This window comes from Nonomuraea sp. NPDC050790 (genome assembly GCF_044456745.1).
Classification (GTDB): Bacteria; Actinomycetota; Actinomycetes; order Streptosporangiales; family Streptosporangiaceae; genus Nonomuraea.
Genome location: NZ_JBITGF010000002.1, coordinates 228,816 through 255,402 on the forward strand (window position 1 = coordinate 228,816; position 26,587 = coordinate 255,402).

At 72.3% G+C, this 26,587-nt stretch carries 20 protein-coding genes; 8 read left to right on the top strand and 12 right to left on the bottom strand.

Annotated features, from left to right (window positions below):
- Positions 1–106 precede the first annotated feature (106 nt).
- On the top strand, positions 107–1,006 hold the full coding sequence (locus ACIBEJ_RS09560) for an LLM class flavin-dependent oxidoreductase (protein WP_397182205.1): 900 nt from the start codon (positions 107–109) through the stop codon (positions 1,004–1,006).
- Here the strand turns inward: ACIBEJ_RS09560 and ACIBEJ_RS09565 are convergent.
- Positions 979–3,348 (bottom strand): discoidin domain-containing protein, encoded by a 2,370-nt coding sequence (locus tag ACIBEJ_RS09565; RefSeq protein ID WP_397182206.1) that lies wholly within the window; start codon positions 3,346–3,348, stop codon positions 979–981. The two genes, ACIBEJ_RS09560 and ACIBEJ_RS09565, sit on opposite strands and share 28 nt — an antisense overlap.
- A gap of 135 nt (positions 3,349–3,483) precedes the next feature.
- On the opposite strand from ACIBEJ_RS09565, the gene ACIBEJ_RS09570 reads away from it, so the two are divergent.
- Complete coding sequence (locus ACIBEJ_RS09570) at positions 3,484–6,648, top strand: PDZ domain-containing protein (protein WP_397182207.1); 3,165 nt, start codon at positions 3,484–3,486, stop codon at positions 6,646–6,648.
- A gap of 205 nt (positions 6,649–6,853) precedes the next feature.
- On the opposite strand, the gene ACIBEJ_RS09575 is transcribed toward ACIBEJ_RS09570, so the two are convergent.
- Together ACIBEJ_RS09575 and lexA are read right to left on the bottom strand one after the other, a co-directional pair.
- Positions 6,854–7,933, bottom strand: coding sequence for a MalY/PatB family protein (locus ACIBEJ_RS09575; RefSeq protein WP_397182208.1), 1,080 nt, complete (start codon positions 7,931–7,933; stop codon positions 6,854–6,856).
- A 693-nt stretch (positions 7,934–8,626) separates the two neighbouring features.
- Positions 8,627–9,334, bottom strand: a complete 708-nt coding sequence (gene lexA / locus ACIBEJ_RS09580; RefSeq protein WP_397182209.1) for a transcriptional repressor LexA — start codon at positions 9,332–9,334, stop codon at positions 8,627–8,629.
- Between the two features lie 1,036 nt (positions 9,335–10,370).
- Here lexA and ACIBEJ_RS09585 point away from each other — a divergent pair.
- From ACIBEJ_RS09585 to ACIBEJ_RS09595, 3 genes are all read left to right on the top strand, one after another.
- Positions 10,371–10,697 (top strand): LysM peptidoglycan-binding domain-containing protein, encoded by a 327-nt coding sequence (locus tag ACIBEJ_RS09585; RefSeq protein WP_397182210.1) that lies wholly within the window; start codon positions 10,371–10,373, stop codon positions 10,695–10,697.
- A 598-nt stretch (positions 10,698–11,295) separates the two neighbouring features.
- On the top strand, positions 11,296–11,787 hold the full coding sequence (gene nrdR / locus ACIBEJ_RS09590) for a transcriptional regulator NrdR (protein WP_397182211.1): 492 nt from the start codon (positions 11,296–11,298) through the stop codon (positions 11,785–11,787).
- Positions 11,784–14,612 carry a vitamin B12-dependent ribonucleotide reductase gene (locus ACIBEJ_RS09595; RefSeq protein WP_397182212.1) on the top strand — a complete coding sequence of 943 codons (2,829 nt, stop codon included), beginning with the start codon at positions 11,784–11,786 and terminating at the stop codon, positions 14,610–14,612. Before nrdR ends, ACIBEJ_RS09595 begins: the two co-directional genes overlap by 4 nt.
- Before the next feature lie 66 nt (positions 14,613–14,678).
- Here the strand turns inward: ACIBEJ_RS09595 and ACIBEJ_RS09600 are convergent, their stop codons facing one another.
- Both ACIBEJ_RS09600 and ACIBEJ_RS09605 read right to left on the bottom strand, forming a co-directional pair.
- Entirely contained in the window at positions 14,679–15,428 is a 750-nt protein-coding gene (locus tag ACIBEJ_RS09600; protein WP_397182213.1) for a BTAD domain-containing putative transcriptional regulator, read from the bottom strand.
- A 110-nt stretch (positions 15,429–15,538) separates the two neighbouring features.
- On the bottom strand, positions 15,539–16,081 hold the full coding sequence (locus ACIBEJ_RS09605) for a CGNR zinc finger domain-containing protein (protein WP_397182214.1): 543 nt from the start codon (positions 16,079–16,081) through the stop codon (positions 15,539–15,541).
- Positions 16,082–16,168: 87 nt separating this feature from the next.
- On the opposite strand from ACIBEJ_RS09605, the gene ACIBEJ_RS09610 reads away from it, so the two are divergent.
- The gene (locus tag ACIBEJ_RS09610) at positions 16,169–17,011 is read left to right on the top strand and encodes an alpha/beta fold hydrolase (protein WP_397182215.1); all 843 of its coding nucleotides are present in this window, start codon (positions 16,169–16,171) and stop codon (positions 17,009–17,011) included.
- On the opposite strand, the gene ACIBEJ_RS09615 is transcribed toward ACIBEJ_RS09610, so the two are convergent.
- The 3 genes from ACIBEJ_RS09615 to ACIBEJ_RS09625 form a co-directional block, all read right to left on the bottom strand.
- Positions 16,977–17,564 (bottom strand): TetR/AcrR family transcriptional regulator, encoded by a 588-nt coding sequence (locus ACIBEJ_RS09615; protein WP_397182216.1) that lies wholly within the window; start codon positions 17,562–17,564, stop codon positions 16,977–16,979. The genes ACIBEJ_RS09610 and ACIBEJ_RS09615 overlap by 35 nt on opposite strands.
- Positions 17,545–18,747, bottom strand: a complete 1,203-nt coding sequence (locus ACIBEJ_RS09620) for an MFS transporter (RefSeq protein WP_397182217.1) — start codon at positions 18,745–18,747, stop codon at positions 17,545–17,547. The genes ACIBEJ_RS09615 and ACIBEJ_RS09620 overlap by 20 nt, the downstream gene beginning before the upstream one ends.
- A 115-nt stretch (positions 18,748–18,862) precedes the next feature.
- The gene (locus ACIBEJ_RS09625) at positions 18,863–20,071 is read right to left on the bottom strand and encodes an amidohydrolase (protein ID WP_397182218.1); all 1,209 of its coding nucleotides are present in this window, start codon (positions 20,069–20,071) and stop codon (positions 18,863–18,865) included.
- Between the two features lie 31 nt (positions 20,072–20,102).
- On the opposite strand from ACIBEJ_RS09625, the gene ACIBEJ_RS09630 reads away from it, so the two are divergent.
- Complete coding sequence (locus ACIBEJ_RS09630; RefSeq protein WP_397182219.1) at positions 20,103–20,465, top strand: ester cyclase; 363 nt, start codon at positions 20,103–20,105, stop codon at positions 20,463–20,465.
- On the opposite strand, the gene ACIBEJ_RS09635 is transcribed toward ACIBEJ_RS09630, so the two are convergent.
- From ACIBEJ_RS09635 to ACIBEJ_RS09645, 3 genes are read right to left on the bottom strand one after another with little or no spacing between them, the layout of a single operon-like run.
- Positions 20,425–21,828, bottom strand: coding sequence for an MFS transporter (locus ACIBEJ_RS09635; protein ID WP_397182220.1), 1,404 nt, complete (start codon positions 21,826–21,828; stop codon positions 20,425–20,427). The genes ACIBEJ_RS09630 and ACIBEJ_RS09635 overlap by 41 nt on opposite strands.
- A 34-nt stretch (positions 21,829–21,862) precedes the next feature.
- On the bottom strand, positions 21,863–24,634 hold the full coding sequence (locus ACIBEJ_RS09640) for a BTAD domain-containing putative transcriptional regulator (RefSeq protein ID WP_397182221.1): 2,772 nt from the start codon (positions 24,632–24,634) through the stop codon (positions 21,863–21,865).
- Between the two features lie 19 nt (positions 24,635–24,653).
- Positions 24,654–25,118 carry a PPOX class F420-dependent oxidoreductase gene (locus ACIBEJ_RS09645; protein ID WP_397182222.1) on the bottom strand — a complete coding sequence of 155 codons (465 nt, stop codon included), beginning with the start codon at positions 25,116–25,118 and terminating at the stop codon, positions 24,654–24,656.
- A gap of 86 nt (positions 25,119–25,204) precedes the next feature.
- Here ACIBEJ_RS09645 and ACIBEJ_RS09650 point away from each other — a divergent pair, with 86 nt between their 5' ends.
- Entirely contained in the window at positions 25,205–25,990 is a 786-nt protein-coding gene (locus tag ACIBEJ_RS09650) for an alpha/beta fold hydrolase (protein ID WP_397182223.1), read from the top strand.
- Here the strand turns inward: ACIBEJ_RS09650 and ACIBEJ_RS09655 are convergent.
- Positions 25,974–26,567, bottom strand: coding sequence for a GntR family transcriptional regulator (locus ACIBEJ_RS09655; protein WP_397182224.1), 594 nt, complete (start codon positions 26,565–26,567; stop codon positions 25,974–25,976). The two genes, ACIBEJ_RS09650 and ACIBEJ_RS09655, sit on opposite strands and share 17 nt — an antisense overlap.
- Positions 26,568–26,587 lie beyond the last annotated feature (20 nt).

Here is a 26,587-nt window from a genome sequence, read left to right on the forward strand (position 1 = left end):
CCTTCTACACGAACGGCCGGGCTCGTTCTCGACACCGTTTTGACCTCAAGTCGAGTTGAGGTTGCACAGTGGGTTCATGGTGAACATCGGTATTGGACTTCCGACGATGCGGGAGATCGAGGCGCTCGGCCCGGACGGCGTGGCCCGCGCGGCGCGGCTGGCCGAGGAGGCCGGACTCGACGCGGTGGGCGCCGCCGACGTGCTGGTGGGGGACGGGACGCTCGCGCTGGAGTGCGTGGTCACCATGGCCACCGCCGCGGCCGTCACACGGCGGATCAAGCTGGACTTCGGGGTGCTGTCGGTGCCCACCCGGCCGGTGGCGATGATGGCGGCGCAGGTGCAGACGCTGCAGTACCTGTCGCGGGGCCGGGTCAGGCTGGGCGTGGGCATCGGCGGCTTCCCCGGCTCGCCGTTCTGGAGCGCGATCGGCGCGGGCGGCACGCACCGCGGCCGCGCGACCGACGCGGCGCTGGGCGCGCTGCCCGGCCTGATCGCGGGGCGGCCCACCGCGGTGGGCGACGGGCCGGAGGTGACGCTGGCCCCCGGTACGGCGGTGCCGCCCCTGCTGGTCGGCTCGGGCACCAGCGAGGCGGGCCTGCGGCGCGTGGCCCGCCTCGCCGACGGCTGGCTACCCTCCGGCCTGACGCCCTCCCAGCTCAAGCCCGCCGTGGCCAGGCTGAGGGAGTACGCCGAGGAGTACGGCAGGCCCGCGCCGCTCGTCAACATGGGCGTCCACGCCGTCCTGGGCGACGACCCCGAGGCAAGACGGGCGATGGAGACACAGCTCGCCGGCTTCTTCCAGCTCTCCGAGCAGGAGGTCCGCCAGGCCACGGTCAGCGGCTCACCGGAGGAGGCGGCCGAGCGGGTGGCCGCCTTCGCCGAGGCGGGCGCCGACGAGGTCGGCTTCGGCCTCGACGGCGGCGACTTCCTGCACCAGGTCGAGCTGGCCGGAGAGGTCCGCGCGCGAGTGGCCGGGGGTCAGCCGCCCCACGCCTCGAACTCGTAGATCCGGGCGGCGGGGTCGCCGTTTTGGGTGGGTGTGGTCACGTTCAGGCGTACGTGGCGGGCGGTGAGCGCCACCGGGTGGTCGGAGACGGCGGCGGTGTTGGCCGGCACCGTGACCGCGGTGGTCCAGGGGTCGGCGGCCGAGGCGCGGACCTGGATGGTGAAGGCCCGGGTGTTCCAGGAGGCGGACTCGCCGCCGGCCTGCGCGTGCCTGACGGTGAACCTGGTCAGCGCCTTGGCCGCGCCGAGATCCACCTCCATCCACTTGGCCGAGGTCAGGGCGCACCACTTGTCAGTGTTGCCGCCGCCCACGCTGCCGTTGACCGCCTTGGCCGGCCCCTCGTTCGAGTTGCACTGGCCCGAGGCGGTGGCCGGGCGGTTCAGGGCCAGGTTGGCCTCGCCGGTGCCGGTCCAGGAGATCGTGGTGCTGGCCGGGGCCGAGCGGCCGTATTCGGCGCCGACCGCCTCCACGTCCAGGACCGTGCTCGTCTCGGAGCCGACGCGGTCGAGCCGCGGCACGAAGTAGGCGTCGGCCGGGGTGGCGCCCAGGTAGGTGCGGGTGCCGTCCGGGTTGCGGCGGTACAGGTCGTAGTGGTGGGGACGTCCCGAGCCGGTCCAGTTCAGGCGGAGCGACTTGGTCGTCGGGGAGACGTCGGTGGCGCCGAGCACGGTGAGCCCCGAGGGCGCCGCCGGCACGTCGACCGCGCCGTCGTAGACCGCGAGCTGGCCGACCCTGACGTCGTAGGCGCCCGCCGCACCCTCCGCGCGCAGTCCGAGCTGGGCGATCGTACGGCCGGCGTACGCGGACAGGTCGAGGTTCTTGCGCTCCCAGCCGGTGCCGGAGGTCGAGCCGAGGTCCAGGGGCACGAAGGTGGTGGGCGCGTCGGTGAACGCCACCGCCGCCTTCAGCCGGGTCGGCCCCGCGACGGGCGTCTTCACCACGACCGACAGCTTCGTGCCGGCCGCCACCGGCAGGCGCGTCTGGTAGAGGCGCAGGGTGTTGGCGGCGCCGAGGGTGCCGGTCAGGCGGAGCGAGGAGCCGCCCTCGTAGGCGTCGCCGTAGTCGATCGCCGGGGTGAGCCTGGTCCCCGCCGAGGTGATGACCCAGCGGTAGGTGGGCGGCACGTCCTGGACGGACAGATTGTTCCAGCCCCCGGTACGCACGCGGGTCCCGCCGACGTTGTAGAAGTCCCCGTGACCGGTGTTGAACCCGGTGACGAACGGCTTGGCGGTGACCGGGCTCGACTCGGCCACGTAGGTGGCCAGGCCCTTCCAGGCCGAGGTGGTGGTGGTGTCGGACGGGTCGGCGTTGGCGCCCACCCAGTAGCGGGAGTCGCGGGCGCGGAAGTCGGCCGGGCCGCTCGCGGACTTCCACGTCCATTCTGGGCGGTAGATGCCCAGCGAGGTCACGTGCGGCCGGCCGCCGGGGAAGACCGCGTTCCAGTTCACGCCGGAGTCGTAGCCGTTGGCCTCGGTGTCGATGCCGCTGTACAGGTCGAACTCGCTGCGCCCCAGCGTGCGGGCCAGGTCGCGGGAGGAGGTCAGGCTGGACCAGCCGAAGTCGATGAACATGTTGTCCGACGCCTGGAAGAAGCTGTCGTTGGCGCTGGTCAGCGCGTCCTGCCAGGAGATGGCGCCGGACTCGGTCATGGCGTCGTACCACATGACCTGCATGCCCTTGGCGCGCAGGTAGGAGATCACGTTGCGCAGTTCGGTGGCCAGCGCGGCGTCGCCGCCCGCGGTCTCCTGGTTGATGAACCAGCCGTCGAAGCCGTAGTGCTGCGCCACCTGGGCGAGCTTGTCGGCGACCGGGTAGGTGGAGCCCTGCTTCTGGACGAAGTCGCGTACCCACTGGATCTGGCCGCCGTAGACGGTCGGCGGGAAGAAGACGGTCCCGTAGACCCGCACGCCGTTGCGGTGGGCGGCGTCGATCACGGGGCCGTTGGGGGCGAGAATGAGTCCCTCACCGGCCGAGCCGCCCCAGAAGACCAGCGTGTCGATGTACTGCCAGTAGGTGAAGGCGTAGTAGTTCGGGTCGAGGCCGCCCTGGGAGGGGTTGCCCGAGGTGGGGGCGAAGGCGGCCAGCGAGGCGATGCGGCCCTCTCCGGCGCGGGCGTTGGCGTTGGCCTTCAGCGCCGGGTCCGAGATCCGGGGGCGCAGCGGGACGCTCGACCGGTTGAACCGGGCGTCGGGGTCGCTCGCCGGGTTCCACGACAGGATGGTGTTCGGGTGCCAGTAGGAGGCGTACGGCTGATCGCCGGGGGCGGCGGCCCGTGCGGGGAGGGCGACGAGGGCGGTCGCGACCAGGACCCCGCACAGCAGGGGTAACAGACGACGGGTCATGAAGCTCTCCTCGATGCTAAATCGCTTTAGCTGTCTGCGGTGGAGACGCTACTTCATCCTCTGTTCCTGTACTAGATCGGTTTAGCTGACTGGTGGCCCGCAGCGAGCGTGAGCCACCGCGACTAGTGTTCAGATGTGACAAATGGCGCATACCTGAGATATCCGCATCTGCACGGTGACCTGGTCACCTTCGTCGCCGACGACGATGTCTGGCTCGCTCCGCTGGACGGCGGCCGCGCATGGCGGTTCACCGCCGACCGTACTCCGGTCAGCTTCCCCCGGTTCTCACCCGACGGTACCCGCATCGCCTGGACCGGCGCCCGCGAAGGCGCGCCCGAGGTCTTCGCCGCCGAGATCGACGGCGGGGCGGGCGATCGGCTGACCCACTGGGGCAGCGGCACGACCGTCGTGGGCGGCTGGACCGCCGGCGGCGACGTGCTGGCCGTGAGCGCCGCGGGCCAAGGCGGGCGCAGCCGGACCTGGGCCTACGCCGTGCCCCTCGACGGCGGGCCGGCCACGCGCCTGCCGTACGGGTGGGTCAGCGAGGCCGCCGTCGACGGTGAGCGGGTCGCGGTCGTCTCCGCGGTGTGGCGCGAGCCGTCGCAGTGGAAGCGCTACCGCGGCGGCACCGCGGGCAAGATCTGGGTGGACGCCGACGGCGACGGGGAGTTCACGCGGCTGTTCGCCGACCGGCTCTCGCCGTACTGGTCGGTCATGTGGGTGGGGGAGCGGCTGGCGTTCCTCAACGACGAGGACGGGACCGGGCACCTCTACTCCGCCCTGGCCGACGGCTCCGACGTGCGCCGCCACACCTCGCACGACGGGTTCTACGCCCGGCACGCGGCCACCGACGGGCAGCGCGTGGTATACAGCCATGCCGGGGACCTCTGGATGCTGGAGAGCCTGGAGGCGGAGCCGTACAAGCTGGACATCACGCTTGGCGGGCCGCGCCCGGCCCGTGCCAAGCGCCCGGCGCCCACCCGCGTCGGCGGCTTCTCGCCCGACGCGACGGGACGCGCCAGCGCGGTCGAGATCCGCGGCACCGCGCACTGGGTGACCCACCGCGACGGTCCCGCCGGCGCGCTGCGCGCCGAAGCAGGCGTGCGGGTACGGCTGCCGCGCGCCCTCGACGCCGACGGCCGCGCCATCTGGGTCTCCGACGCCACCGGCGAGGACGCGCTGGAGATCGGCGTGCCCGGCGGCGAGATCCGCACCCTGGCCGCGGGCGAACTCGGCCGGGTGCTCGAACTGGTCGCCGCGCCCGACGGCAAGCACGCCGCCGTCGCCACCCACGACGGCCGCCTGATCGCCGTCGACCTCGACCAGGGCACGCTGCGCGAGCTCGACCGGACCGTCCAGGGCGACATCGGCGACCTGGCCTTCTCCCCCGACTCGGCCTGGCTGGCCTGGGTCCACCCGCACGCCGACCCGCTGACGCAGATCAAGGTCGGGCGCATCGACGGGACCGCCACGCTGGAGGTGACGCAGCCGCGCTTCGCCGACTACTCGCCCGTCTTCACCAAGGACGGCAAACACCTGGCGTTCCTGTCCATGCGGACCTTCGACCCGGTCTACGACTCGCACGTCTTCGACCTGTCCTTTCCCAACGCGTGCCGGCCGTACATCGTGCCGCTGCAGGCCACCACGCCCAGCCCCTTCGACCCGAGCCTCCAGGGACGCGGCTTCAACGGCGAGGACGACGACAAGGGCGGCAAGGACGGCAAGGACAAGAAGAACGGCGACACGCCGCCGCGCACCGAGGTGGACGCCGACGGGCTGGGCGCCCGCGTCGTGCCCGTCCCCGTGCCCGCTGGCCGCTACGGCAACCTGCGCACCGCCAAGGAAGCGCTGCTGTGGCTGCGCCACCCCCTGACCGGCCAGCTCGGCGACGGCAGCGACGTCACCCCCGAGGTGGTCCTGGAGCGCTACGACCTCAAGAAGCGCGCCAAGGCCGAGCTCGGCAAGGAGTACCGCGCGTTCGAGGTCAGCGCCGACGGCAGCCGCCTGGTCACCAACGGCAAGAACGGCCTGCAGACCCGCGCCGCGGCCGAAGGCGACGAGGTCGTCACCATCGACCTCGACCGGGTCGGCGTCACCATCGACCCCGTCGCCGAGTGGCGCCAGAGCTACCGCGAGGCCGGCCGCCTCATGCGCGACCACTACTGGCGCGAGGACATGAACGGCGTCGACTGGCAGGGCGCGCTCGACCGCTACGCGCCGCTCGTGGAGCGCATCGGCGCCTACTCCGAGCTGATCGACCTGCTCTGGGAGGTACAGGGCGAACTCGGCACCTCCCACGCCTACGCCCGCGCCAACGGCCCCGGCGTCGACCCCAGGCGCCGCCAGGGCCTGCTCGGCGCCGACCTGGCCCGCGACGAGGACGGCACCTGGCGCGTCGCCCGCATCCTGCCCGGCGAGACCTCCGACCACGACGCGCGCTCGCCGCTGCTCGCGCCGGGCGTCGCCGTCCGCGAGGGCGACGCGATCCTCGCCGTCGGCGGCCGTCCCGTCGACCCCGTGCGCGGGCCGCTCGCCTCCCTCGCCGGCACCGCCGGCCAGCCCACCGAGCTCACGGTACGGCCGGCCTCGGGCGGCGACCCGCGCCGCGTGGTCGTCACCCCGATCACCGACGAGACCCAGCTCCGCTACCACGAGTGGGTAGAGGGCCGGCGGGCCTTTGTGCACGAGTTGTCCGGTGGGCGGCTCGGCTACCTGCACGTTCCCGACATGGTGGCCTCCGGGTGGGCGCAGTTCCACCGCGACCTGCGTACCGAGATGGACCACGACGGGCTCGTCGTGGACGTGCGGGAGAACGGTGGCGGGCACACCTCCGAGCTGGTCCTGGAGAAGTTGTCCCGCCGGGTGTCGGGGTGGGCGCGGGCGCGCGGCTACGAGCCCCGGCGTTATCCCGAGGACTCTCCTCGCGGGCCGATCGTGGCCGTCACCGACGAGTTCGCCGGGTCGGACGGCGACATCGTCAGTGCCGGGATCAAGATCCGCGGCATCGGGCCGCTGGTCGGGACCAGGACGTGGGGCGGGGTCATCGGGATCGACTCGCGGTACTCGCTGGTCGACGGGACCGTGGTCACGCAGCCTCGGTACTCGTTCTGGCTGGAGGGGCACGGGTGGGGGGTCGAGAACTACGGCGTGGACCCGGACGTCGAGGTGGTGATCACGCCGCAGGATCGGGTGGCGGGGCGGGATCCGCAGCTTGAGAAGGCGGTGGAGTTGGCTTTGGCGGCGCTGGAGGAGCACCCGCCGGCCACGCCGCCCGACCTCCCGCCCGTTCCCCGACCCTGACGGCCCCCTGGCCGACTCCTTCGCTGGGTCCTAGGGTCGCCGATCCTCACGTTGCCTGATCCTCATGTTGGCCGATCCTCGCGTTGCCTGATCCTTACGTTGGCCGATCCTCGCGTTGCCTGATCTGCCGGTTTCCGGATTTTTCGCGTTTTGGGGTCTTTCGCGTTTCAGGATTTCTTGCGTTTCGGGATCTTTGCCCGGATCGTCACGTGAGGATCGGCACGATGCGGTCGAGGATCTGGGCCACGGTGTCCTCGGTGGTGGCGAAGTTGAGGCGTACGTAGTCGTCGCCACCGGGGCCGAACACGGCGCCGTCGTTCAGCAGGACCTTCGCCTCGCGCTCCAGGACCTCGGCCATGCCCGGACGGCCCACGTGCAGCCAGGCCAGGTACGTGGCCTCGGGCACCCGGTAGCGGACCGTGCCGGGCAGGCGGGCGGCGAGGGCGTGGCGGTTGCGGTCCAGGAGGGCGAGGGTGTCGGCCAGCCAGGCGTCGCCGTGCCGCCAGGCCGCGACCGTGGCCTCGACGCCGAACAGGTGGGCCGAGCCGTACACGAAGGCGGGCTGCTCCTCCAGGGCCTTGCGCACCTCGGGCATGCCGACGTGGGCGATCGAGCAGCGGATGCCGCCCAGGTTGAACGCCTTGGTGGCCGAGGTCAGGGTGACGGTGCGTTCCGGGAGGATGCTGGCGAACGGGATGTGCCGGTGGGGCGCGTACACGAGATCGGCATGGATCTCGTCGGAGATCACCAGCAGGTCGTGGCGTACCGCGTGCTCCGCCAGGAGCTCCAGCTCCTCGCGCGTGAAGACGCGTCCGGTCGGATTGTGCGGATTGACCAGCAACAGCACCCGGCACCCGCTTAGATCCGGCACCTCGAACCGCCAGGACTCGCCGTCGGGCTCCATGTGAATGGGGCGCATCGGACGTTCCATGTCGGCCAGCGTGCCCAGGAACGGATGGTAGGCAGGCGTGTGCAACGCCACTCCGTCACCGGGCCGTGTCCAGACCTGCAGGAACACCTGGAGGGCCTGGTTGAGGTCGCTGTAGGTGCGGCAGTGGGTGATGTCGGGAGCCCATCCGAACCGGCTCTCCATGCGCTCGGCGAACGCCTCCGACATCGGTCCGGCCTGGTAGTTGTCCAGCCAGGTCGGGTACCCCAGATCACCTTCGGCCCGCGCCTTGAGCGCCTCGACGACGGCCGGGGCGGTGGGCAGATCCATGTCCGCCACCCAGGCCGGGATCACACCCGGTTCGACCTTGCTCCACTTCAACCCATCACGTTTCACCCGATCATTGTAATTTTCACAACATTTCCCACCAGCCCCACACACCAACCCCAACCCACCGACTCGCCCGCGGCCCCGCCCCAACCTGCAGCTCTGCCCGCCGCCCGCTCCCGCGCCACCGGTCTCGCCCGTCGCTGACCAGGCCCGCCGTGCGTCCCGACACCACCGCTCCCGCCGGTCGTGCCTGCGACCCGCCCTGGCGCAACCGGGCCTTGCCCGCGACCCGTCCTGGCACAACCGGGCCTTGCCCGCGACCCGTCCTGGCACAACCGGGCCTTGCCCGCGACCGGAACCTGCCCGCGACCGGAACCTGCCCGCGACCGGAACCTGCCCGCGACCGGAACCTGCCCGCGACCCGCCCAACCGCTACCGGCCCCTGCCCAGCGCCCCGACCCGTCACCGCCGCGCGTCAAGGAGGAGCCGCGCGGCGGTTGAGGGAGAGGGCAGGTGGCAGTCCAAGGCTGGGCCGCCCGAGGCTAGGTGGCTCGGGGTTGGGTGGCTCCGGGCTGGGAGCGCGATGCCTGGGAAAGGGCGCGCGAACCAGCGGCTCGGGCCCAGGTGGGCGAGCCGTACCGGGTGAAAGTGGGCCTGCCGTATCAGGGGAGGGCGGCACGCAGGACCGGGTGAGAGGCGGTCCTGTGTAGCGGGTGGAAAAGGGGCCCGGTGCGGGTGGGGGCCGGGCCCCTCTTGGGGTCAGAGGCGGCGGAGGACGGCTACGACCTTGCCCAGGACGCTGGCCTCGTCGCCAGGGATGGGGTCGTAGTTGGGGTTGTGGGGGACCAGCCAGACGTGGCCGTCCTTGCGCTTGAAGGTCTTGACCGTGGCCTCGCCGTCGATCATGGCGGCCACGATGTCGCCGCTCTCCGCGACCGGCTGCTGGCGGACCACGACCCAGTCGCCGTCGGCGATCGCGGCCTCGATCATCGAGTCACCGGTGACCTGGAGGAGGAAGAGGGTGCCCTCGCCGACGAGCTGCTTGGGGAGGGCGAAGACGTCCTCGACGCTCTCCTCGGCCAGGATCGGGCCACCGGCGGCGATGCGGCCGACGAGCGGGACGTACGCCGCGGTCGGGCGGCTCACCGCGGGCTCGTCGTCGGTGGCGTCGGGGTCGACCCACAGGACCGGCTCGCCGGGCAGGCGGACCTCCAGCGCGCGCGGGCGGTGGGGGTCGCGGCGCAGGTAGCCCTTCCGCTGCAAGGCGGTGAGCTGGTGCGACACGCTGGACGTGCTCGTCAGTTGGACGGCCTCGCCGATCTCCCGCATGGACGGGGGATAACCGCGCTGCTGGACGGAATCGCGGATCACCTCGAGGATCTTGCGCTGCCGTGGGGTCAGGCCCAGGGAGTCACGCCGGCGCACCGCGAGGTCGCTGACCCCGTTTGCGTCATCCCGCTCGCTCATGCTCTCCTCCTCGCCCGGTGGCCCGCCTCTGCGGCGGCCCTGCCGGTCTGTGGTCTTCGTGTCGCACACAGCGACGATATCGCCGTCGAAGATCAACCTCAAACAATTGTTCGAGTCTTCCTCGAAAATGTCGCCAGCGTGGTGTACAACATCGTACGGGAGTTCGATCGACACCGTGTTCGATTTGCCGATCTTTATTGGGCCTTTTGCTGAGGCCACAAGGGGCGGGAGGCCAATCGTGCGAGCGACCACCAGACCAACGACCAGCGACGACGTCCAGAGGCTCACGCTGATCGCCGACATCGTCCTGGCCGACTCGCGGCGCGCCTCCGAGGCTCGCCGTTCGGAAAAGGGGGCCATCGGACGTTCGAACAACGGGAGCACTGGACGTTCGAACGGCGGAGGCGCCGGGCGTTCGAACGGCGGGGGCATTGGACGTCCAAGCGGAGGTGCCGGACGTCCAAGCGGGGGCACCGGACGTCCAAGCGGAGGTGCGGGACGTCCGAGCGGGGGCACCGGACGTTCCAGCAAGGGCGGGCCGGGTGATCCCGCTGAGCGGGCCGCGGCGCGCACGGCCGGGCAGGGCTCTCGTCCCGGCCGCGTGCGCCGCGGCCGTCCGGGCGGCCCGACCCTGTGGCTGGTCCCACCCCCACGCACAGAGACCTCGTCTTCCGGCCCACCCCCGGCAGACTCCACACCCCTGGACAACTCCGGACACGTGGATGGGCGTCTGGACACCTCCGCGCAGGGTGCCGGGCCTGCGGATGGCGACGGTCGTTCAGGGGAACGGCCACGCGGTCGCCGACAGCGTGCCAGGCGCGGCGAGCGGTCTCGGGGCCGTGCGCAGACCAGGGTCGCCGGGGCCACGGGGGCTCCCGGGGACACCGGAACGCACGAAACCCAGCCGATCCGGCGCGACACCCGCGGTCCCGATGGGCGTGAGAGCGCGAAGCGCGAAGACATTGGGCGTGATGGCAGCCGTCAGGGCGTGGGGCGCGGGGTTGCTGGGCGTGGTGGGGGGTCGCGTGGGGGTGGGGTGCGGGTCAACAGGCCCAAGCCGCCCGTACGGCTGACGCGTCGCGGCCGGGCGGCCCTGGTGGTGGTCGTGGCCGCGCTCTCCCTGGGTGGACTGTGGCTGGGCACCAGGGCGGTGAGCCTGGCCGCGGCGGCCCAGCCCGTCCCGAGCCACGCGGGCCTGCCGTGGGTCGTGGTCGAGGACGGCGACACCCTGTGGACCATCGCCGAAGCCGTCTCCCCGGAGGGCGACCCGATCGCGGTGGCCCAGGACATCATGCGGCAGAACGGGTTGAAGAGCTCCCTGATCCGTCCGGGCACCCGCCTGTACATCCCCTCGGGTCACTGAGGGGGCACCGCCGTACCCCCAGATCGAAGGCGCACGCCCGGCCGGAAGGGCGCGCGCCTTTCGTGCCGCCTAGAGCGCAAAGGGGGGCGAAGAGGGGAAGCGAAAGCCTGGCGCACAACGAGCGGAGCGCAAGAGGACCGCAACCCCTGAAGCGCCCGAGGCGCGCGAGGGGCTCGCGGATCGTGAAACCCCGGCGCGCAAGGGGTTCGCGGCCCCGGAAGCCCGGTGCGCGGGGGCTCGAAGCCACGGAAACCCCGACGTGCAAGGGCTTCCCGCCCTTGAAGCTCGGCGAGGCGCCGAACACCCGCCGAGCTGCGGAAACAGCTCCGGGAACACCCGCAGAGGCCCGCGTGTTCACCCCGACACGCCCGGCAGAAGCGCCCATCAGCCCGCTGATCAGCGACTTCGATCGGAAGGGCCGCGCCAACTTGCGTTCATGGTCGCGCGCTTCTACGTTAGGACCACAACATCTAGTAGTTACACCGATGTAGTTCACCACAACTTGTGTTTCCGTGACCGCTCCATGGCTCGCCGTGGGGTGTGCGCGAGCGTACGGGGACAACCGCTTTACGCGGCCGTTCGAGGAGGCGAAAGCAGCGTGCACTGTCCGTTCTGCCGCCACCCCGACACGAGGGTCATCGACAGCCGCTCCACGGACGACGGCGCGGCCATCAGGCGGCGCCGGACCTGTCCGGAGTGCGGGCGCAGGTTCACCACCCAGGAGACGGTCCTGCTGATGGTGAGCAAGCGTAGCGGGGTGACCGAGCCCTTCTCCAGGGAGAAGGTCGTCGCCGGCGTACGGCGGGCCTGCCAGGGCCGGCCGGTGACCGAGGACTCGCTGGCCCAGCTTGGGCAGAGGGTCGAGGAGGCCATCCGGGCCAGGGGCGCGGCGGAGATCCCCTCCAACGAGGTGGGGCTGGCGATCCTGGGCCCGCTGCGGGACCTGGACGAGGTGGCGTACCTGCGGTTCGCATCGGTATATCGCGGTTTCGAGAGCCTGGCGGACTTCGAGGCCGAGATCGAACAGTTGAAGGCGGAGCGGGAGTCGAGCCCCACCGGCAAGGCGCGGGGCGAGAAGGGGGAGTCATGACGGAGACGGCGAGCGGTTCGGTGGCACGCGGGGGCAAGAGGCCCCGCAAGGGTCTGAAGATGAAGCGGATCTTCACCAAGCCGGGCGTGCATCCCTACGACGAGATCACCTGGGAGCGCCGCGACGTCGTCATGACCAACTGGCGCGACGGGTCGGTCAACTTTGAGCAGCGGGGCGTGGAGTTCCCCGAGTTCTGGTCGGTCAACGCGGCCAACATCGTGACCACCAAGTACTTCCGGGGCGCCGTGGGCACCCCGCAGCGTGAGTGGAGCCTGAAGCAGTTGGTCGACCGCGTGGTCGGCATGTACACCAAGACCGCGGTGGAGCACGGCTACTTCGCCACCGACGAGGACGCCGAGATCTTCGACCACGAGCTCAAGTACGCGCTCGCGCACCAGGTCTTCGCCTTCAACTCGCCGGTCTGGTTCAACGTGGGCACGCAGTCCCCGCAGCAGGTCAGCGCCTGTTTCATCCTCTCCGTGGACGACCAGATGGAGTCGATCCTGGAGTGGTACAAGGAAGAGGGCGTGATCTTCAAGGGCGGCTCGGGCTCCGGCATCAACCTGTCGCGCATCCGCTCGTCCAAGGAGCTTCTCTCCAGCGGCGGTACGGCCAGCGGCCCCGTCAGCTTCATGCGCGGCGCCGACGCCTCGGCCGGGACCATCAAGTCGGGCGGTGCCACGCGGCGCGCGGCCAAGATGGTCGTGCTCGACGTCGACCACCCCGACATCGAGGAGTTCATCGAGACCAAGGCCCGCGAAGAGGACAAGATCCGCGCCCTCCGCGACGCCGGTTTCGACATGGACCTGGGCGGCAAGGACATCGTGTCCGTGCAGTACCAGAACGCCAACAACTCGGTGCGCGTCTCCGACGAGTTCATGCACGCGGTGGAGAAGGGCGGCCAGTTCGGCCTGCGCGCCCGCCTGACCGGCGAGGTCATCGAGGAGATCGACGCCCAAGACCTGTTCCGCAAGATGGCCAAGGCGGCGTGGGAGTGCGCCGACCCGGGCATCCAGTACGACGACACGATCAACGACTGGCACACCAGCCCGGAGACCGGCCGCATCACCGCCTCCAACCCGTGCAGCGAGTACGTCCACCTGGACAACTCCTCCTGCAACCTGGCCAGCATCAACCTGCTGAAGTTCCTGAAGGACGACAACTCCTTCGACATCGCGAACTTCGTGAAGCTCACCGAGCTGATCATCACGGCGATGGACGTCTCGATCACCTTCGCGGACTTCCCGACGGAGAAGATCGGCGAGACCACCCGCGCCTACCGCCAGCTCGGCATCGGCTACGCCAACCTGGGCGCGCTGCTCATGGCCACGGGCCACGCCTACGACTCCGACGGCGGCCGCGCGGTGGCCGGGAGCATCACCAGCCTGATGACCGGGGTCTCCTACCGCCGCAGCGCGGAGCTGGCCGGGGCCGTCGGCGCGTACGAGGGCTATGCCCGCAACGCCGAGCCGCACAAGCGCGTCATGCGCAAGCACGCCGCCGCCAACGACAACCTGCGCACGGTCGGCATCATGGACTCCAAGATCCACTCTGAGGCGTCCAAGCAGTGGTCGGAGTGCCTCAAGCTCGGCGAGAAGAACGGCTACCGCAACGCCCAGGCGTCGCTGCTGGCCCCGACCGGCACCATCGGCCTGATGATGGACTGCGACACCACCGGCATCGAGCCCGACCTGGCGCTGGTCAAGTTCAAGAAGCTGGTCGGCGGCGGCTCGATGCAGATCGTCAACCAGACGATCCCGCGCGCGCTCAGGCAGCTCGGCTACCAGCAGGAGCAGATCGAGGCGATCGTCGAGTACATCGCCGAGCACGGCCACGTCGTCGACGCCCCCGGCCTCAAGCTGGAGCACTACGAGGTGTTCGACTGCGCGATGGGCGAGCGCGCGATCGCGCCGATGGGCCACGTGCGGATGATGGCCGCCACGCAGCCGTTCCTGTCCGGCGCGATCTCCAAGACGGTCAACCTGCCCGAGTCGGCCACGATCGACGACATCGAGCAGGTCTACCTGGAGGGCTGGAAGCTCGGCCTGAAGGCGCTGGCCGTCTACCGCGACAACTGCAAGGTCGGCCAGCCGCTGTCGGCCGGGGGCAAGAAGGAGGAGGCCAAGAAGGAGACGGCCGCGACCGAGGAGCCCCAGGTCAAGGTCATCGAGGTCAACCGGCCGACCCGCCGCCGCATGCCCAACCAGCGCCCCAGCACGACGACCCGCTTCACGGTCGGCGGCGCCAAGGGCTACATGACCGCCTCGTCCTACCCCGACGACGGTCTGGGCGAGGTCTTCCTCAAGATGTCCAAGCAGGGTTCGACGCTGGCGGGCGTCATGGACGCCTTCTCCGTCGCGATCTCGATCGGGCTGCAGTACGGCGTGCCGCTCGAGACGTACATGAGCAAGTTCGTCAACATGCGCTTCGAGCCCGCGGGCATGACGGACGACCCGGACATCCGGATGGCCACGTCGGTGATGGACTACATCTTCCGCCGCCTGGCCCTCGACCACCTCCCGTATGACGAGCGGGCCGCCCTGGGCATCTTCTCGGCCGCCGAGCGGGCCGCGCAGCAGCGCGGTGAGGACCCGGCGCCGCTGCCCGAGTCGGTGGACAGGGAGATCCTGGCCCAGTCCGCGCCGATAGAGGCGGCCAAGCCGGAACCGGCCGCCGACGCGGCTTCGGGCCGGGAGCTGACGCTGGAGAGCCACCAGCGCTTCACGGCCGACGCCCCGCTCTGCATGACCTGCGGCACCAAGATGCGGCCCGCGGGAAGCTGCTACGTCTGCGAGGGCTGCGGCTCGACCAGCGGCTGCAGCTAGACACCGCCGGCACGACGCGACGCCCGGTTCCCCTCGGGGGAGCCGGGCGTTCCGCGTCTCCAGGGGTCAGCCGCGTGGGTCCAGTGCCGGGTCACGGCGCAGGACGGCCTGGTGCAGGCGGCGCAGGGCCGTACCCGGCTCGATGCCCAGTTCGTCGGCCATCACGCGGCGGGTGTCGAGGTAGACGTCGAGCGCCTCGGAGGGCCGTGACGCCCGGTACAACGCCAGCATGAGCTGCGCGCGCGGCCGTTCCCGCAGCGGGTGCGCGGTGACGTGACCGGCCAGCACCGGCACCACCCCGTGGTGGTCACCGGCGGCCAGGCGCAGGTCGGCGTGGTCCTCCTGGGCGATCAGGCGTTCCTCCTCCAGGCGGGCGGCCTCGGCGCGGGCCCAGGGGGTCCTGATGCCCGCCAGCGCCTCCCCTCGCCACAGGGCCAGCGCCCGGTGGAACAGCGTGTCGGCCGCCGCGAGATCCCCCTGCGCCTTGGCGGCACGGGCCTGGCGGGCCAGCAGCGGGAACTGGAGCGCGTCCACCTGCTCGCGGGGAACGTTGAGCTGGTACCCGCCGGAGACGGTGGCGATCCCGGCATGCGGCGAGAGCAGGGCGCGCAGCTTGGACACCACGATGTGCAACTGCTTGTCCGCCGTGGTCGCGGTGCTCTCGCCCCAGATCTGGGCGAGCAGGTGGTCGGCGGAGACCGGCTGCCCGGCGCTCAGCGCCAGCCTGGTCAGCACCCCGACCCGCCGCGTACCGGCCAGCGGGAGCCGCGTGCCGCCTACCCTGACCTCCCACGGCCCCAGGACGTTGATATCCATTCGCATCAGAGCGCGCAACCGCGACCTTTCCTCCGCCTCCAAGCTGAGCTCCACCGTATGCACGGGGCGGGTGGGGTGGTGTCCGGTGAACGCCCTACTTTCGCGGCCGTTCAGGCGGGCTTGTGGCGCTGGTAGTGGCGGGCCACCCGGGCCCGGTTGCCGCAGCGGGCCGTTGAGCACCAGCGGCGGCGCGGGTGCGCGGGCACGAACAGCATGACGCAGTCGTGCCCCTCGCACTGCCGGATCCGCCCGGCGTCGGGCCCGGCGAGCAGGTCGGCGGCGGCCTCGGCGAGCTGGGCCACCAGGCGTTCGCCCGGGGTGCCGGAGCGCCGGGCGGTGGCGGTGACGGCCCCGTCGCGCCAGCCCAGTTCCCGGTACGGCGGCGCCATCCGCTGGGCCTGCGTGAGGGCGCGCAGCACCTCGTCGGGCGGAGCGGTCCCGGCCCGCACGTGCCCGACGGCGACGGTCACCAGTTCGCGCAGCTCGCGTACCTGGGCGACGTCACGCTCGGCGACCGGCTCGTCCAGCAGCCTGCCCCGCTGCAGGACCAGCCAGTGGCGCAGGTCGGCCGGAGTGGCGAGCAGGTCGCCGACGCTCGGCCGGGTGTTGACGAGGTCGAGGGCCAGGTGTTCGCCGGTGAGAGGGTCCGTCATTCCCTAATGCTACGCCTCCGGGTTGACGCATTAGATCGCGACACGCTAGAACTAATGCATCTTCTCTGAGGAAAGGCATTAGGAAGCATGTATGTCGACGTCGAAGGCGTGCGCGTCTTCTACCGCGAGTCCGTCCCCGCCGAGCCCGACGCGCCCGTGCTCCTGCTGCTGCACGGCTTCCCCTCCGGCTCCCACCAGTTCCGGCGGCTGATCGACGAGCTCGGCGACCGGTACCGGCTGATCGCCCCCGACTACCCCGGCTTCGGCCACACCCAGGCCCCCGAGGACTTCACGTACTCCTTCGACCGGCTCGCCGACATCACCGAGGGCTTCGTGCGCGAGCTGGGGCTCACCCGCTTCGTCATGTACGTCTTCGACTTCGGCGCCCCGGTCGGCTTCCGGCTCGCGGAGCGGCACCCGGAGTGGATCGCCGGACTCGTGGTCCAGAACGGCAACGCCTACGAGGAGGGCCTGTCGCCGGGAGCCCGCGACTTCGTCGCGCTGCGGCCCGGGACGCCGGGCGCCGAGAAGACCATCCGCGACCTGCTCACACCGTCCGGCACACGCGGCCAGTACGAGTCGGGCACCAGGCGCCCGGAACTCCTCTCGCCCGACGGCTGGACGCTCGACCAGCACTTCCTGGACCTGCCCGGCCGCAAGGAGGCCCAGGTCGCGCTGGCCTTCGACTACCACTCCAACGTCGAGCGGTACGACCGGTGGCAGGCGTGGCTGCGCGAGCACACCCCGCCCGCCCTGATCGTGTGGGGCCGCAACGACCCGTTCTTCCCCGAGCCCGGCGCCCGCGCCTACCTGCGCGACCTGCCGGACGCCGAGCTGCACGTCTTCGACACCGGCCACTTCGCGCTGGAGGAGGACCTGCCGGAGATCGCCCCGCTCATCGCCCGCTTCCTGGACCGGGTGTGGGCGTGACCAGCACGGTGCGCAGGATCTCCGTCCAGTCCTCCTGGCCGGGCGGGGTGTCGGTCAGCAGCGCCTGCATCAGCACGCCGTCGATCGTGCCGGCGAGGACGCGCAGCCGTACCGGATCGTCGGTGTGGCGGCGGCCGAAGCGCTCGACGGCGGCCAGCCAGCGCCGGGTGGGCTCGCGCAGCTCGGGGCGGCGGGCGGCCAGCAGGTAGAGCTCGTACTCGGCCAGCAGGTGGGCGGGGGCGGCCACGACCCGGCACATCAGCGCCGCCAGCTCGCGCAGGCTCTGGTCCGGGTCCTCGACCTCGTCGGCCAGGCGGCGCACGCGCTCGGCGTCCTCGTCCATGCAGGAGGTGAGCGCGGCGGTGAGCAGGTCGTCGATGGTCTTGAAGTAGTACGCGGCGGCGGTGGCCGGCTGACCGGCCTCCTTGGAGACGGTGCGGTGACTCACGCCCGCCACGCCGTCGCGGGCGACCACCCGGATCGTCGCCTCGATCAGCTCCCGTTTGCGCTGCTCGCCCTTGATGCGGCGCCCGTCAGTGAGCGGTTCGTTCACCTTCCGCCTCCTTTCCCACCGGGGTGCGCGCGCCCCAGGCGGCCAGCGCCAGCGCGAGCGCGCCGGCCGCGACGGCGACGCCGAACCCGGCCGTCGGGCCGTGGCGGTCGACCAGCGCGCCCGCGAGCGCCGCGCCCAGCGCGATGCCCGCGCTCAGCCCGGTGATCGCCCAGGTCATCCCCTCGGTCAGCGACGAGGCGGGAACCGCGCGCTCCACGAGCCTCATCACCACGATCATCGTAGGGGCGAAGAACAGCCCGGCGGCGAACACCGCCGCGGCCAGCGCGGCCACCCCGCCCGCGAACAGCAGCGGCACCGTGGTCAGGGCGGTTCCGGTCACGCTGAGCAGCAGCAGCCGGGGCAGCGGCGCGGTCAGCCGCAGCGCGCCGAACACCAGCCCGGACAGCGCCGACCCGCCCGCGTAGGCGGCCAGGACGAGCCCGGCGCTCGCCGGCGCGCCCGCCTCGGCGGCGAAGGCCACGCTGACCACGTCGACCGTGCCCGCGATCACGCCGCCCGCCGCCAGGAGCGCCGCCATCAGCCGTACCGCCGGCACCCGGATGGCCGAGGAGGAGGCGGCGGCGCCCGTCTGGACCGGCGGCTCGGTACGGCGCTGCGGCACCAGCAGCACGACCCCGATCACCAGCAGCGCGCCCGCCACCAGCGGTCCCGCCTCGGGGAACCACGCCGTGGACAGCGCCACGGACAGCGCCGGGCCGATGACGAAGGTCAGCTCGTCCACCACCGACTCCAGGGAGAAGGCCGCGTGCAGGTGGGGCGAGCCGCGGTGCGCGTGGGTCCAGCGGGCGCGGACCATCGCGGCCAGGTTGGGCAGCGTCCCGGCCAGCGCGGCGAAGACGAACAGCGTCCAGGCGGGCGCGCCGGAGCGGGCGCACAGCAGCAGGGCGGCCAGCCCGGCGACGCTGAGCCCGGCGGCGGGCGGCAGCACCCGCCGCTGGCCCAGCCGGTCCACCAGCCGCGACACCTGTGGCCCCGCGAGGGCGGTGGACAGCGTGAAGGTCGCGGCCACGGCTCCGGCGAGCGCGTAGCCGCCGCGCGTCTGGGACAACATCGTCAGCAGCCCGATGCCGGTCATCGAGATGGGCATCCGCCCCGCGAATCCGGCAAGGGAGAAGGCCACGGCGCCGGGCGTCCTGAACAGCGCCGCATAGGAGTTGGCCATGAAGAAGCCTCCGCAAACAAATTGAACGAGTGTTAGATTTTCTCACTGTACGGCATGCGGAGAAACAACGGCGCCGCGCCCCCGACGGGGACGCGGCGCATTAAATGCTGAAAAATCAGGGCTCGCGGTAGTACGGGTTGGCCACCACGCCCTCACCCAGCTCCTCGGAGAACGTGTACACCTCCCGCCCGGACACGAACACCCGCAAAGCCCGGCTCATGACGTCCAGCGGATCCCCCGACCAGATCACCACGTCACCGTCCAGCTCCGGCGCCAGCGCGCCCACCCGGTCGTCGAGCCCCATGATCCGGGCCGGGTTCACCGTGATGGACCGCAGCGCCGTCTCCCGGTCCAGCCCCTCCTTGACCGCCAGCGTCGCCTGGTGGACCAGGAAGTGGATCGGCACCACGGGATGGTCGGTCGTGATGGCCAGCTCGACGCCCGCCCTGGCCAGGATGCCCGGGTTGCGCAGGGACCGCTGGCGCAGCTCCACCTTCGACCGGCTCGTGAACAGCGGCCCGATGATCACCGGGATCCGCCGCTCGGCCAGCACGTCGGCCAGCAGATGACCCTCGGTGGCGTGGTTGACGATCACCCGGTACCCGAACTCGTCGGCCAGGCGCAGCGCGGTGGCGATGTCGTCGGCCCGATGGGTGTGCTGGCACCAGGGCAGCTCCCCGTCCAGCACCCTGACCAGCACCTCCATCGTCCCGTCCCGGTCGAACGGCTTGCCCTCGTCGGCCGCCGCCGCCCGCTTGGCCCGGTAGTCCTGGGCCTTCATGAACGCGTCGCGGATCACCGCGGCCACGCCCTGGCGGGTCGAGGGCAGCTTCTTCTGGTCGCCGTACACCCGCTTGGGGTTCTCGCCGAGCGCGCTCTTCACGCTGACCGGCTCGCGCAGGAGCATCTCCTCCACGCTCCTGCCCCAGCACTTCAGCGCAACGGTCTGGCCGCCGATGGGGTTGGCGGAGCCCGGCTTGATCACCGCGGTGGTGACGCCGCCGGACAGCGCGTCGCCGAAGCCGAGGTCGGCCGGGTTGATCGCGTCCAGGGCGCGCAGGCGGGCCCCGTTCGGGTCGGTCGTCTCGTTGGTGTCCTGGCCGGCCCAGCCGTCGGCCTCCTCGTGGACGCCCATGTGGCCGTGGGCCTCGACGAAGCCGGGCAGCACCCAGGCGCCCGCCGCGTCCACGATCTCGACGCCGTCGGGCACGGCCACGTCCGCGCCGACGGCGGTGATCTTGCCGTCCTGGATGAGGACGGTGCCGCCCTCGATGGCCGCGCCCGTCACGGGCACGACATAACCCCCGGTAATCGCTAGGTTCATGAGGGGCAACCTAGTGGGTACGTCGCTCGACATGGTCACTAACCTGTACGAGCGCTGGCTCCTGGAGATGTGGAACGGCGACTTCGAGCTCGCCGGGGAACTCGTCACGGACGACTTCGTCGGCCACTGGCCCGGCATGGACGTGCGGGGGCCCGACGAGCTGATCGAGGTGCTGAAACAGGGGCACGAGCCGTTCACCGACGTGAAGGTCACGCTCGACGTGGGCCCGATCGTCACCGGCGACCTCGTGGCCGCCCGCTGGACGTTCGGCGGAGACTACCAGGGCAGGCGGGTGGCCTTCAGCGGCCACGACATCCTGCGGGCCCGCGGCGGCCGCTTCGCCGAGTACTGGGTCATCTCCGACGTGAAGGGACTGGAGGGTCAGCTCGGGTGAGCGCGCGGCGGCTGTTGTAGGCCACGACGGCGACCACGACCAGGATCAGCGCGAGGTCGATCCCGGCCGACCAGCGCATGCCCGCCGCGTAGCCGCCCGGCCCCGCCGCCCCTTCGGCCGCCGCGAAGAACACCGCCCCGATCACCGCGACCCCGCCGGCTCCGGCGAACTGCTGCGCGGTGGTCAGGAAGCCGGAGGCGATGCCGGCCTGCCCCGGCTCGACCTCGACCAGCGCGGTGCCGATGAGCTGCGGCAGCACCAGTCCGTTGCCGGTGCCGACCACCATGAGCGCCGCGATCGTCCACGGCACGCTCTGCGTGAACAGCATCCCGGTCAGCCCGGCCGCGGTGACGCAGCCGCCGATCATGACGACTCGCGGGCCGTACCGGCGGACCAGGCGGCTGCCGAGCAGCGAGGTGATCGAGAACATCAGCCCCATCGGCGCGAACGCCAGCCCCGCCTGGAAGGCGTCCAGCCCGAACCCGCCCTGGAGCAGCAGCGTCAGCGTGAACATGAACGACACGAAATAGGCGGTGAAGGCGGTCACCGCGCCGACCCCGGCGACATAGGAGCGGACCTTCAGCAACGCCAGGTCCAGCACGGGCTGACCGCCGCGCGCGGCCAGCACGCGCTGCCACCACCCCGTCAGCGCCAGCACCGGTACGGCCGCGCCCATGCACACCCACGCCCACACCGGCCACCCCAGACCGTGCCCGAGCCCGAGCGGCACCAGCACCAGCGCGAGCCCGAGCGCCAGGCCCGCGGCGCCGCGCAGGTCCAGCCGCGTGTAGCCGGCCGAGCGGGCCGTCGGCAACAGGCGGGCGGCCAGCACCACGGTGACCACGCCGATCGGCAGGTTGAGCAGGAAGACGATCCGCCAGCCCAGCCCCAGGACGTCGAGGGTGAGCAGCAGGCCGCCGAGCACCTGCCCGGCTATGGAGCCGACGCCGCCCGCCACGCCGTACCAGCCGACGGCCCTGGGACGCTCGCGCGGCTCGAAGATCACCGGGATCAGCGCGAGCACCTGGGGCACCATGATCGCGCCGGCCAGTCCTTGCATGAGCCGGGCGGCGATGAGCTGGGCCGGGTCGAGCGCCAGCCCGCACAGGACCGAGGCGAGGGTGAAGGCGGTCATCCCGGTGACGAACATCGTGCGGTAGCCGTAGCGGTCGCCCAGCCGCCCGCCGGTGATCATCCCGGCGGCGAACGTGAACGCGTAGCCGCCCACGATCAGCTCAAGCTGGGCCTGGCTCGCGCCCAGCTCCCGTTCGAACGCGGGCGCGGCGACGTTGACCACGAAGAAGTCGAACTGCGCCATGAACCAGGCCACGAGCAGCACGGCGAGCATCCGTCCACGTCTCACGGACCCCACGGTAGGACCTCAAGCGCTCTTGAGATCAAGGCGGGGTGGCGCGGATCGCCCGCTCCTCCTGGCGGAGGCGTTCGAGGTGGTAGGTGTCGCCGGTGTCCTCGATGAGCGCGGCGGCGGCGCGCACGTGGGCGTGGGCCTTGGCCGGGTCGCCGAGCCGCCGGTAGGCCGTGGCCAGGGCCATCAGGCAGGCGATCGTGCACTGCTTGCTGTCGAGCGCGAGGGCTAGGGCGTGGGTGCGCGTCAGCCGTTCCAGCGCCGCGTCGAAGTCGTCCAGGTCCAGGTAGAGCTCGGCCAGCTCGCGGCCCGTGGACAGGACCTGGAAGTCGTCGCCCGCCTCGACCGCCAGGTCGAACGCCCGCGTCAGCAGGTCCCGCGCCTCGGGCAGCCGGCCCAGGCCGCGCTGGGCGGCGCCGGCGACGAACAGGGCGAACCGCTCCCCGACGGGGTACCCCTCCGCGCGGGCCAGCGCGAGCTGGGCCAGGGCGGAGTCGAGCGCCTGCGCGAACAGGCCGGCGGTGTGCTGGGTGGCGGCCATGTTGCCCAGGGCGCGCTGCTCGCAGAACGGGTCGGACAGCCGCCGGGCCAGGTCGAGCTGCCGCTGGAAGTGCCGGACGGCCTCGGCGGTGCGGTGGTGGGAGTTGGCCGCGTGGCCCAGGTGGTTGTGGCACTCCAGGATCAGCCGGTCCTGGCCCAGGCGCCTGGACACGGCCAGGGCCCGCTCGTTGAGCCGCCGGATGTCGGAAACGGCGCACGCGTCGGTCTGGTACCACAGGAGCGCGAAGGTCAGGGCGACGCCCAGCGCGGCGATCTCGTCGTCGGGCTCGGCCATCGCCTGCCAGGCCGCGGCGACCAGGTTGTGCTCCTCGGCGACGAGCCACGCGCACGCCTCGTCCCGGCCGGCGAAGGGCTGCGGCTCGGCCGCGACCGGCGGGCCGACGGGCTGCACCCGGTGCGGGTCGCGCAGGACGGTCGCCGCGCGGGCCGTGGCGGCGTAGTGGCCGAGGGCTCTGAGCAGGGGTTCGCGGCGCCGTTCCGGGGCGATCTCGCGGGCGAACAGCCGTACGAGGTCGTGCAGGTGGTAGCGGCCGGACCGGGCGCGGTCGATCAGGTGCGCGGCGGCCAGCCTGCTCAGCGCCCGCTCGGCCACCGCGACGCCGGCGCCCATGAGCGCCGCCACCGCCCGCGCGGACATCTCGGGCACGTCGAGGAGCCCCATGGCGGACAGGGCGGCGGCGGCCTGCCGGTCGCGCTCGTGCTCGCCGCCGGCCAGCGCGCTCCAGCTTCCCATCAGACTGGAGCGCACCGCGATGTCGCCGGCCTGCAGCTCCTCCAGCCGGGAGTGCTCGTCCTCCAGCAGGGCCACGTGCCTGGCCAGGCCCGCGTGCGGGTCGTCCAGCAGCCGCGCGCCGGCGACCCTGATCGCCAGCGGCAGCCCGCCGCACAGCTCGACCAGCCGCCGCCCGGCCTGCGGCTCCGCCCGCACCCGCGCGCCGCCGACCAGCCCGGCCAGCATCGCCGCGCCCTCCTGCGCCGGCAGCGTCGCCAGGCCCACCTGCGCGCAGTCGTCGACGCAGGAGAAGGACTCCCTGCTGGTCACCAGTACGGCGTTGCCCGCGGGCACCGACAGCAGCGGCCGTACCTGGGCCGGGTCCCTGGCGTCGTCGAGCACCACGAGCATGCGCCGGCCGTCGAGGCGGCTGTGCCACAGCGAGACGGCCTCGTCCAGGTCGACCGGGAGGTCCCCGGCCGGCACGCCGAGCGCCCGTAAGAACCGGCCCAGCGCCTCCAGCGGGGTCACCACCCGCGCCCCCGGCGTCGCGCCGCGCAGGTTGGTGAACAGCCGGCCGTCGGGGAAACGCTCGTGCAGCAGATGGGCCACGTGGACGGCGAGCGCGGACTTGCCCGCCCCCGCCACGCCGGTGACGGCCACCACGGACGCCGCGGGCGCCCCGCCCGGCGGCGCCAGCAGCGCGCGCAGCTCCGCGGCCTCTGCCGCGCGGCCCACGAAGGTACGCAGGTCGCGGGGCAACTGCTGGGGCACGCGGCGGTCATGGACCGGCCGCAGACCCTCCAGGGCGTCGCGCAGGCCCTGCCCGGGGTTCACGCCCAGCTCCTCGGCCAGGTTGTGGCGGGCCCGCTCGAACGACCTGGCCGCCTCCGCCCGGCGTCCGCTGCCCGCCTGGGCGCGTACCAGCAGCTCCCACAGCCGCTCGCGCAGCGGGTGGGCGTGCGCCGCCTGCTCCAGCCCCTCCAGCGCGTCGGCGTCGCGGCCGGCGTCCAGCAGCAGCGCCGCCCGCTGCTCGACGGCGGTCAGCCGCAGCTCCTCCAGCCGCCGTCCCTCGGCCTCGGCGAACGGTCCCGGCAGGCCGAACAGCGCGGGGCCCCGCCACAGCCCGAGCGCCTCGTCCAGGAGGGGCAGCGCCTCGTGCCCGGGTAAGGCGCGGGCCCGTTCGAGATGGGCGGCGAAGACCAGGGAGTCGACCCGCGAGGGATCCACGGCCAGCAGGTAGCCGCCGCGCCCGCCGGTCAGCAGCCCCGAGGGCGCGCGGGGCGAGCGCTCCGGCTCCAGGGCCCGCCGCAGGCCGGCGATGTAGGTGTGGACGTTCTGTACGGCACTGCGCGGGGCACGCTCGCCCCACACTCCGTCGACCAGCCCGTCCACCGTGACCGGCGCGCCCGCCCGCGCGGCCAGCATGGCCAGCACGGCCTGCCTGCGCGGCGGCCCGAGCTCCAACGCGCGCGTGCCGTGCCGCGCGTCCACCGATCCGAGCAGCCGGATGAAGATGCCTTGCGCCACCCCTCCAGCATCCCCGATGTCAGTCCGCCAGTCGCGCGGGGAATCCGCCGGTGGCGATCGGGCCCCAGGAGTCGATGGTGATCCGGATCAGCGACTTGTCCTGCGCGCGCATGGCCTCGCGGTACTCCTGCCAGTCCGGGTGCTCGCCGGCGATGCATCGGAAGTACTCCACCAGCGCGTCCTCGGCCGCTGGCATGTCCAGCACCTCGGCGCGGCCGTCGACCTGCACGTAGGGGCCGTTCCAGTCGTCGGACAGCACGCAGATCGACACCCGCTCGTCGCGGCGGGCGTTGTGCGCCTTGGCGCGGTCGGGATAGGTGGAGACCACGATCCGCCCGGATTCGTCCACGCCGCAGGCGACCGGCGAGAGCTGGGGGCGGCCGGAGGCGCGGGTCGTGGACAGCAGCCCGTGGTGGCGCGGGCGCAGGAACTCCAGCAGCTCGGGCAGCTCGACCTGGGTGGCGGTGGCGATCGTGCGGGGCATGGCGCGACTCTAGCGCGCGTGTCCTCGCGCGGGCGATGTTGTACGGTCGCCGCCGTGCACATCCACGCCACGCGGAGGAGGAAGTGATGGCGGCCATCGCCAGAGAAGGAGCCGAGCTGGCCTGGTCGGCGAGCGGCAGGGAGGGCGGGCCGGTCGTGGTCCACGCCCACGGCGCCATGTCCAGCCGGGCGGGGGAGGAGCGGCACGGGCTGTTCGGCTGGGAGCCGGTGGCGCGGGTGGCCAGGCTGGTGCGCTACGACGCGCGGGCCCACGGCGCGTCGAGCGGGCGGGCCGTACCGGAGGATTATCTGTTCACGAACCTGGCCCGCGACCTGCTCGCGGTGGTCGACCACCTGGACGCGGGGCCGGTGACCGGGATGGGCGCCTCGATGGGCACGGCCACGGTGCTGCACGCCGCGCTGGCGCGGCCGGACGCGTTCGAGCGGCTGGTGCTGGTCATCCCGCCGACCGCGTGGGAGACCAGGAAGGCGATGGCCGCCCACTACCGGGAGGCGGCCGAGGCGGTCGAGGCCCGGGGGCCGAGGGGATTCGCCGAGACGATGGCCGGCGAGGAGCCCGCGGCGATCTTCGCGGAGGGGCCCGCGTTCCCGCTGCCGGACGTCCCGTGGAAACTGCTGCCCTCGGTGATGCGCGGCCTGGCCGCCTCCGACCTGCCCGCGCCGGCCGAACTGGCCACGCTGGCGCAGCCGGCGCTGATCCTGGCCTGGGAGACCGACGACGGCCATCCGCTGTCCACGGCCGAGGCGCTCGCCGACCTGCTGCCCGCCGCCACCCTGCACGTCTCCGCCACGGTGGCCGACGTCAGGACCTGGGGCGCGCGCGTGGCGGCCTTCCTCACGGCGCGTAGCTGAGGATGTGCTCGCGCAGGAGGCCCGGGGCACGGGGGTCGCCGGCGCGGAAGGCGTCCACGAGGGGGCGGTGGTCGGCGGCGTTCTCGTGGAGTTCGGCGCGGAACACCCGGATCGACAGGTGCGTCCAGACCTCCAGGCCCAGGCCGTCCCACACCGACAGCAGCAGCGCGTTGCCCGAGGCGGCGACGATCTCCCGGTGGAAGGCGATCCCCGCCGACACCTGGCCGTGTAGGGAGCCGGTCGCGGCGGCGGCTTCGAGACGGTCCGTGTGGGCCTCCAGCGCCTGCGCCGCGGGCGCGCCGAGGCGGGCCGCGGTCTCCTCAAGCCCGGCCCGCACCTGGTAGACCTCGCGCAGGTCGTCCTTGGTGACGGGACGTACGCGGGCGCCCTTGTTGGGTGAGGACTCGATCAGGCGCAGTGACTCCAGCTCGCGCAGCGCCTCGCGGACCGGCGCCTGGCTGACGCCGAGGTCGGCGGCGACGCGGCGCTCGACGATGCGCTCGCCGGGCGCCCAGCGGCCGGTGATCAGGCCGTCGAGCAGTTGCCTGCGGATGTCGTCGCGAAGCGGTGATCGCACTACGGGTTTCACACATGAGA

Bases quoted from the DNA above. Each gene is read 5' to 3' on its own strand.
- ACIBEJ_RS09560 (WP_397182205.1), top strand. From the start codon at position 107: ATGCGGGAGATCGAGGCGCTCGGCCCGGACGGCGTGGCCCGCGCGGCG.
- ACIBEJ_RS09565 (WP_397182206.1), bottom strand. From the start codon at position 3,348: ATGACCCGTCGTCTGTTACCCCTGCTGTGCGGGGTCCTGGTCGCGACC.
- lexA (WP_397182209.1), bottom strand. From the start codon at position 9,334: ATGAGCGAGCGGGATGACGCAAACGGGGTCAGCGACCTCGCGGTGCGC.
- ACIBEJ_RS09595 (WP_397182212.1), top strand. From the start codon at position 11,784: ATGACGGAGACGGCGAGCGGTTCGGTGGCACGCGGGGGCAAGAGGCCC.
- ACIBEJ_RS09600 (WP_397182213.1), bottom strand. From the start codon at position 15,428: ATGGATATCAACGTCCTGGGGCCGTGGGAGGTCAGGGTAGGCGGCACG.
- ACIBEJ_RS09605 (WP_397182214.1), bottom strand. From the start codon at position 16,081: ATGACGGACCCTCTCACCGGCGAACACCTGGCCCTCGACCTCGTCAAC.
- ACIBEJ_RS09610 (WP_397182215.1), top strand. From the start codon at position 16,169: ATGTATGTCGACGTCGAAGGCGTGCGCGTCTTCTACCGCGAGTCCGTC.
- ACIBEJ_RS09620 (WP_397182217.1), bottom strand. From the start codon at position 18,747: ATGGCCAACTCCTATGCGGCGCTGTTCAGGACGCCCGGCGCCGTGGCC.
- ACIBEJ_RS09625 (WP_397182218.1), bottom strand. From the start codon at position 20,071: ATGAACCTAGCGATTACCGGGGGTTATGTCGTGCCCGTGACGGGCGCG.
- ACIBEJ_RS09630 (WP_397182219.1), top strand. From the start codon at position 20,103: ATGGTCACTAACCTGTACGAGCGCTGGCTCCTGGAGATGTGGAACGGC.
- ACIBEJ_RS09645 (WP_397182222.1), bottom strand. From the start codon at position 25,118: ATGCCCCGCACGATCGCCACCGCCACCCAGGTCGAGCTGCCCGAGCTG.
- ACIBEJ_RS09650 (WP_397182223.1), top strand. From the start codon at position 25,205: ATGGCGGCCATCGCCAGAGAAGGAGCCGAGCTGGCCTGGTCGGCGAGC.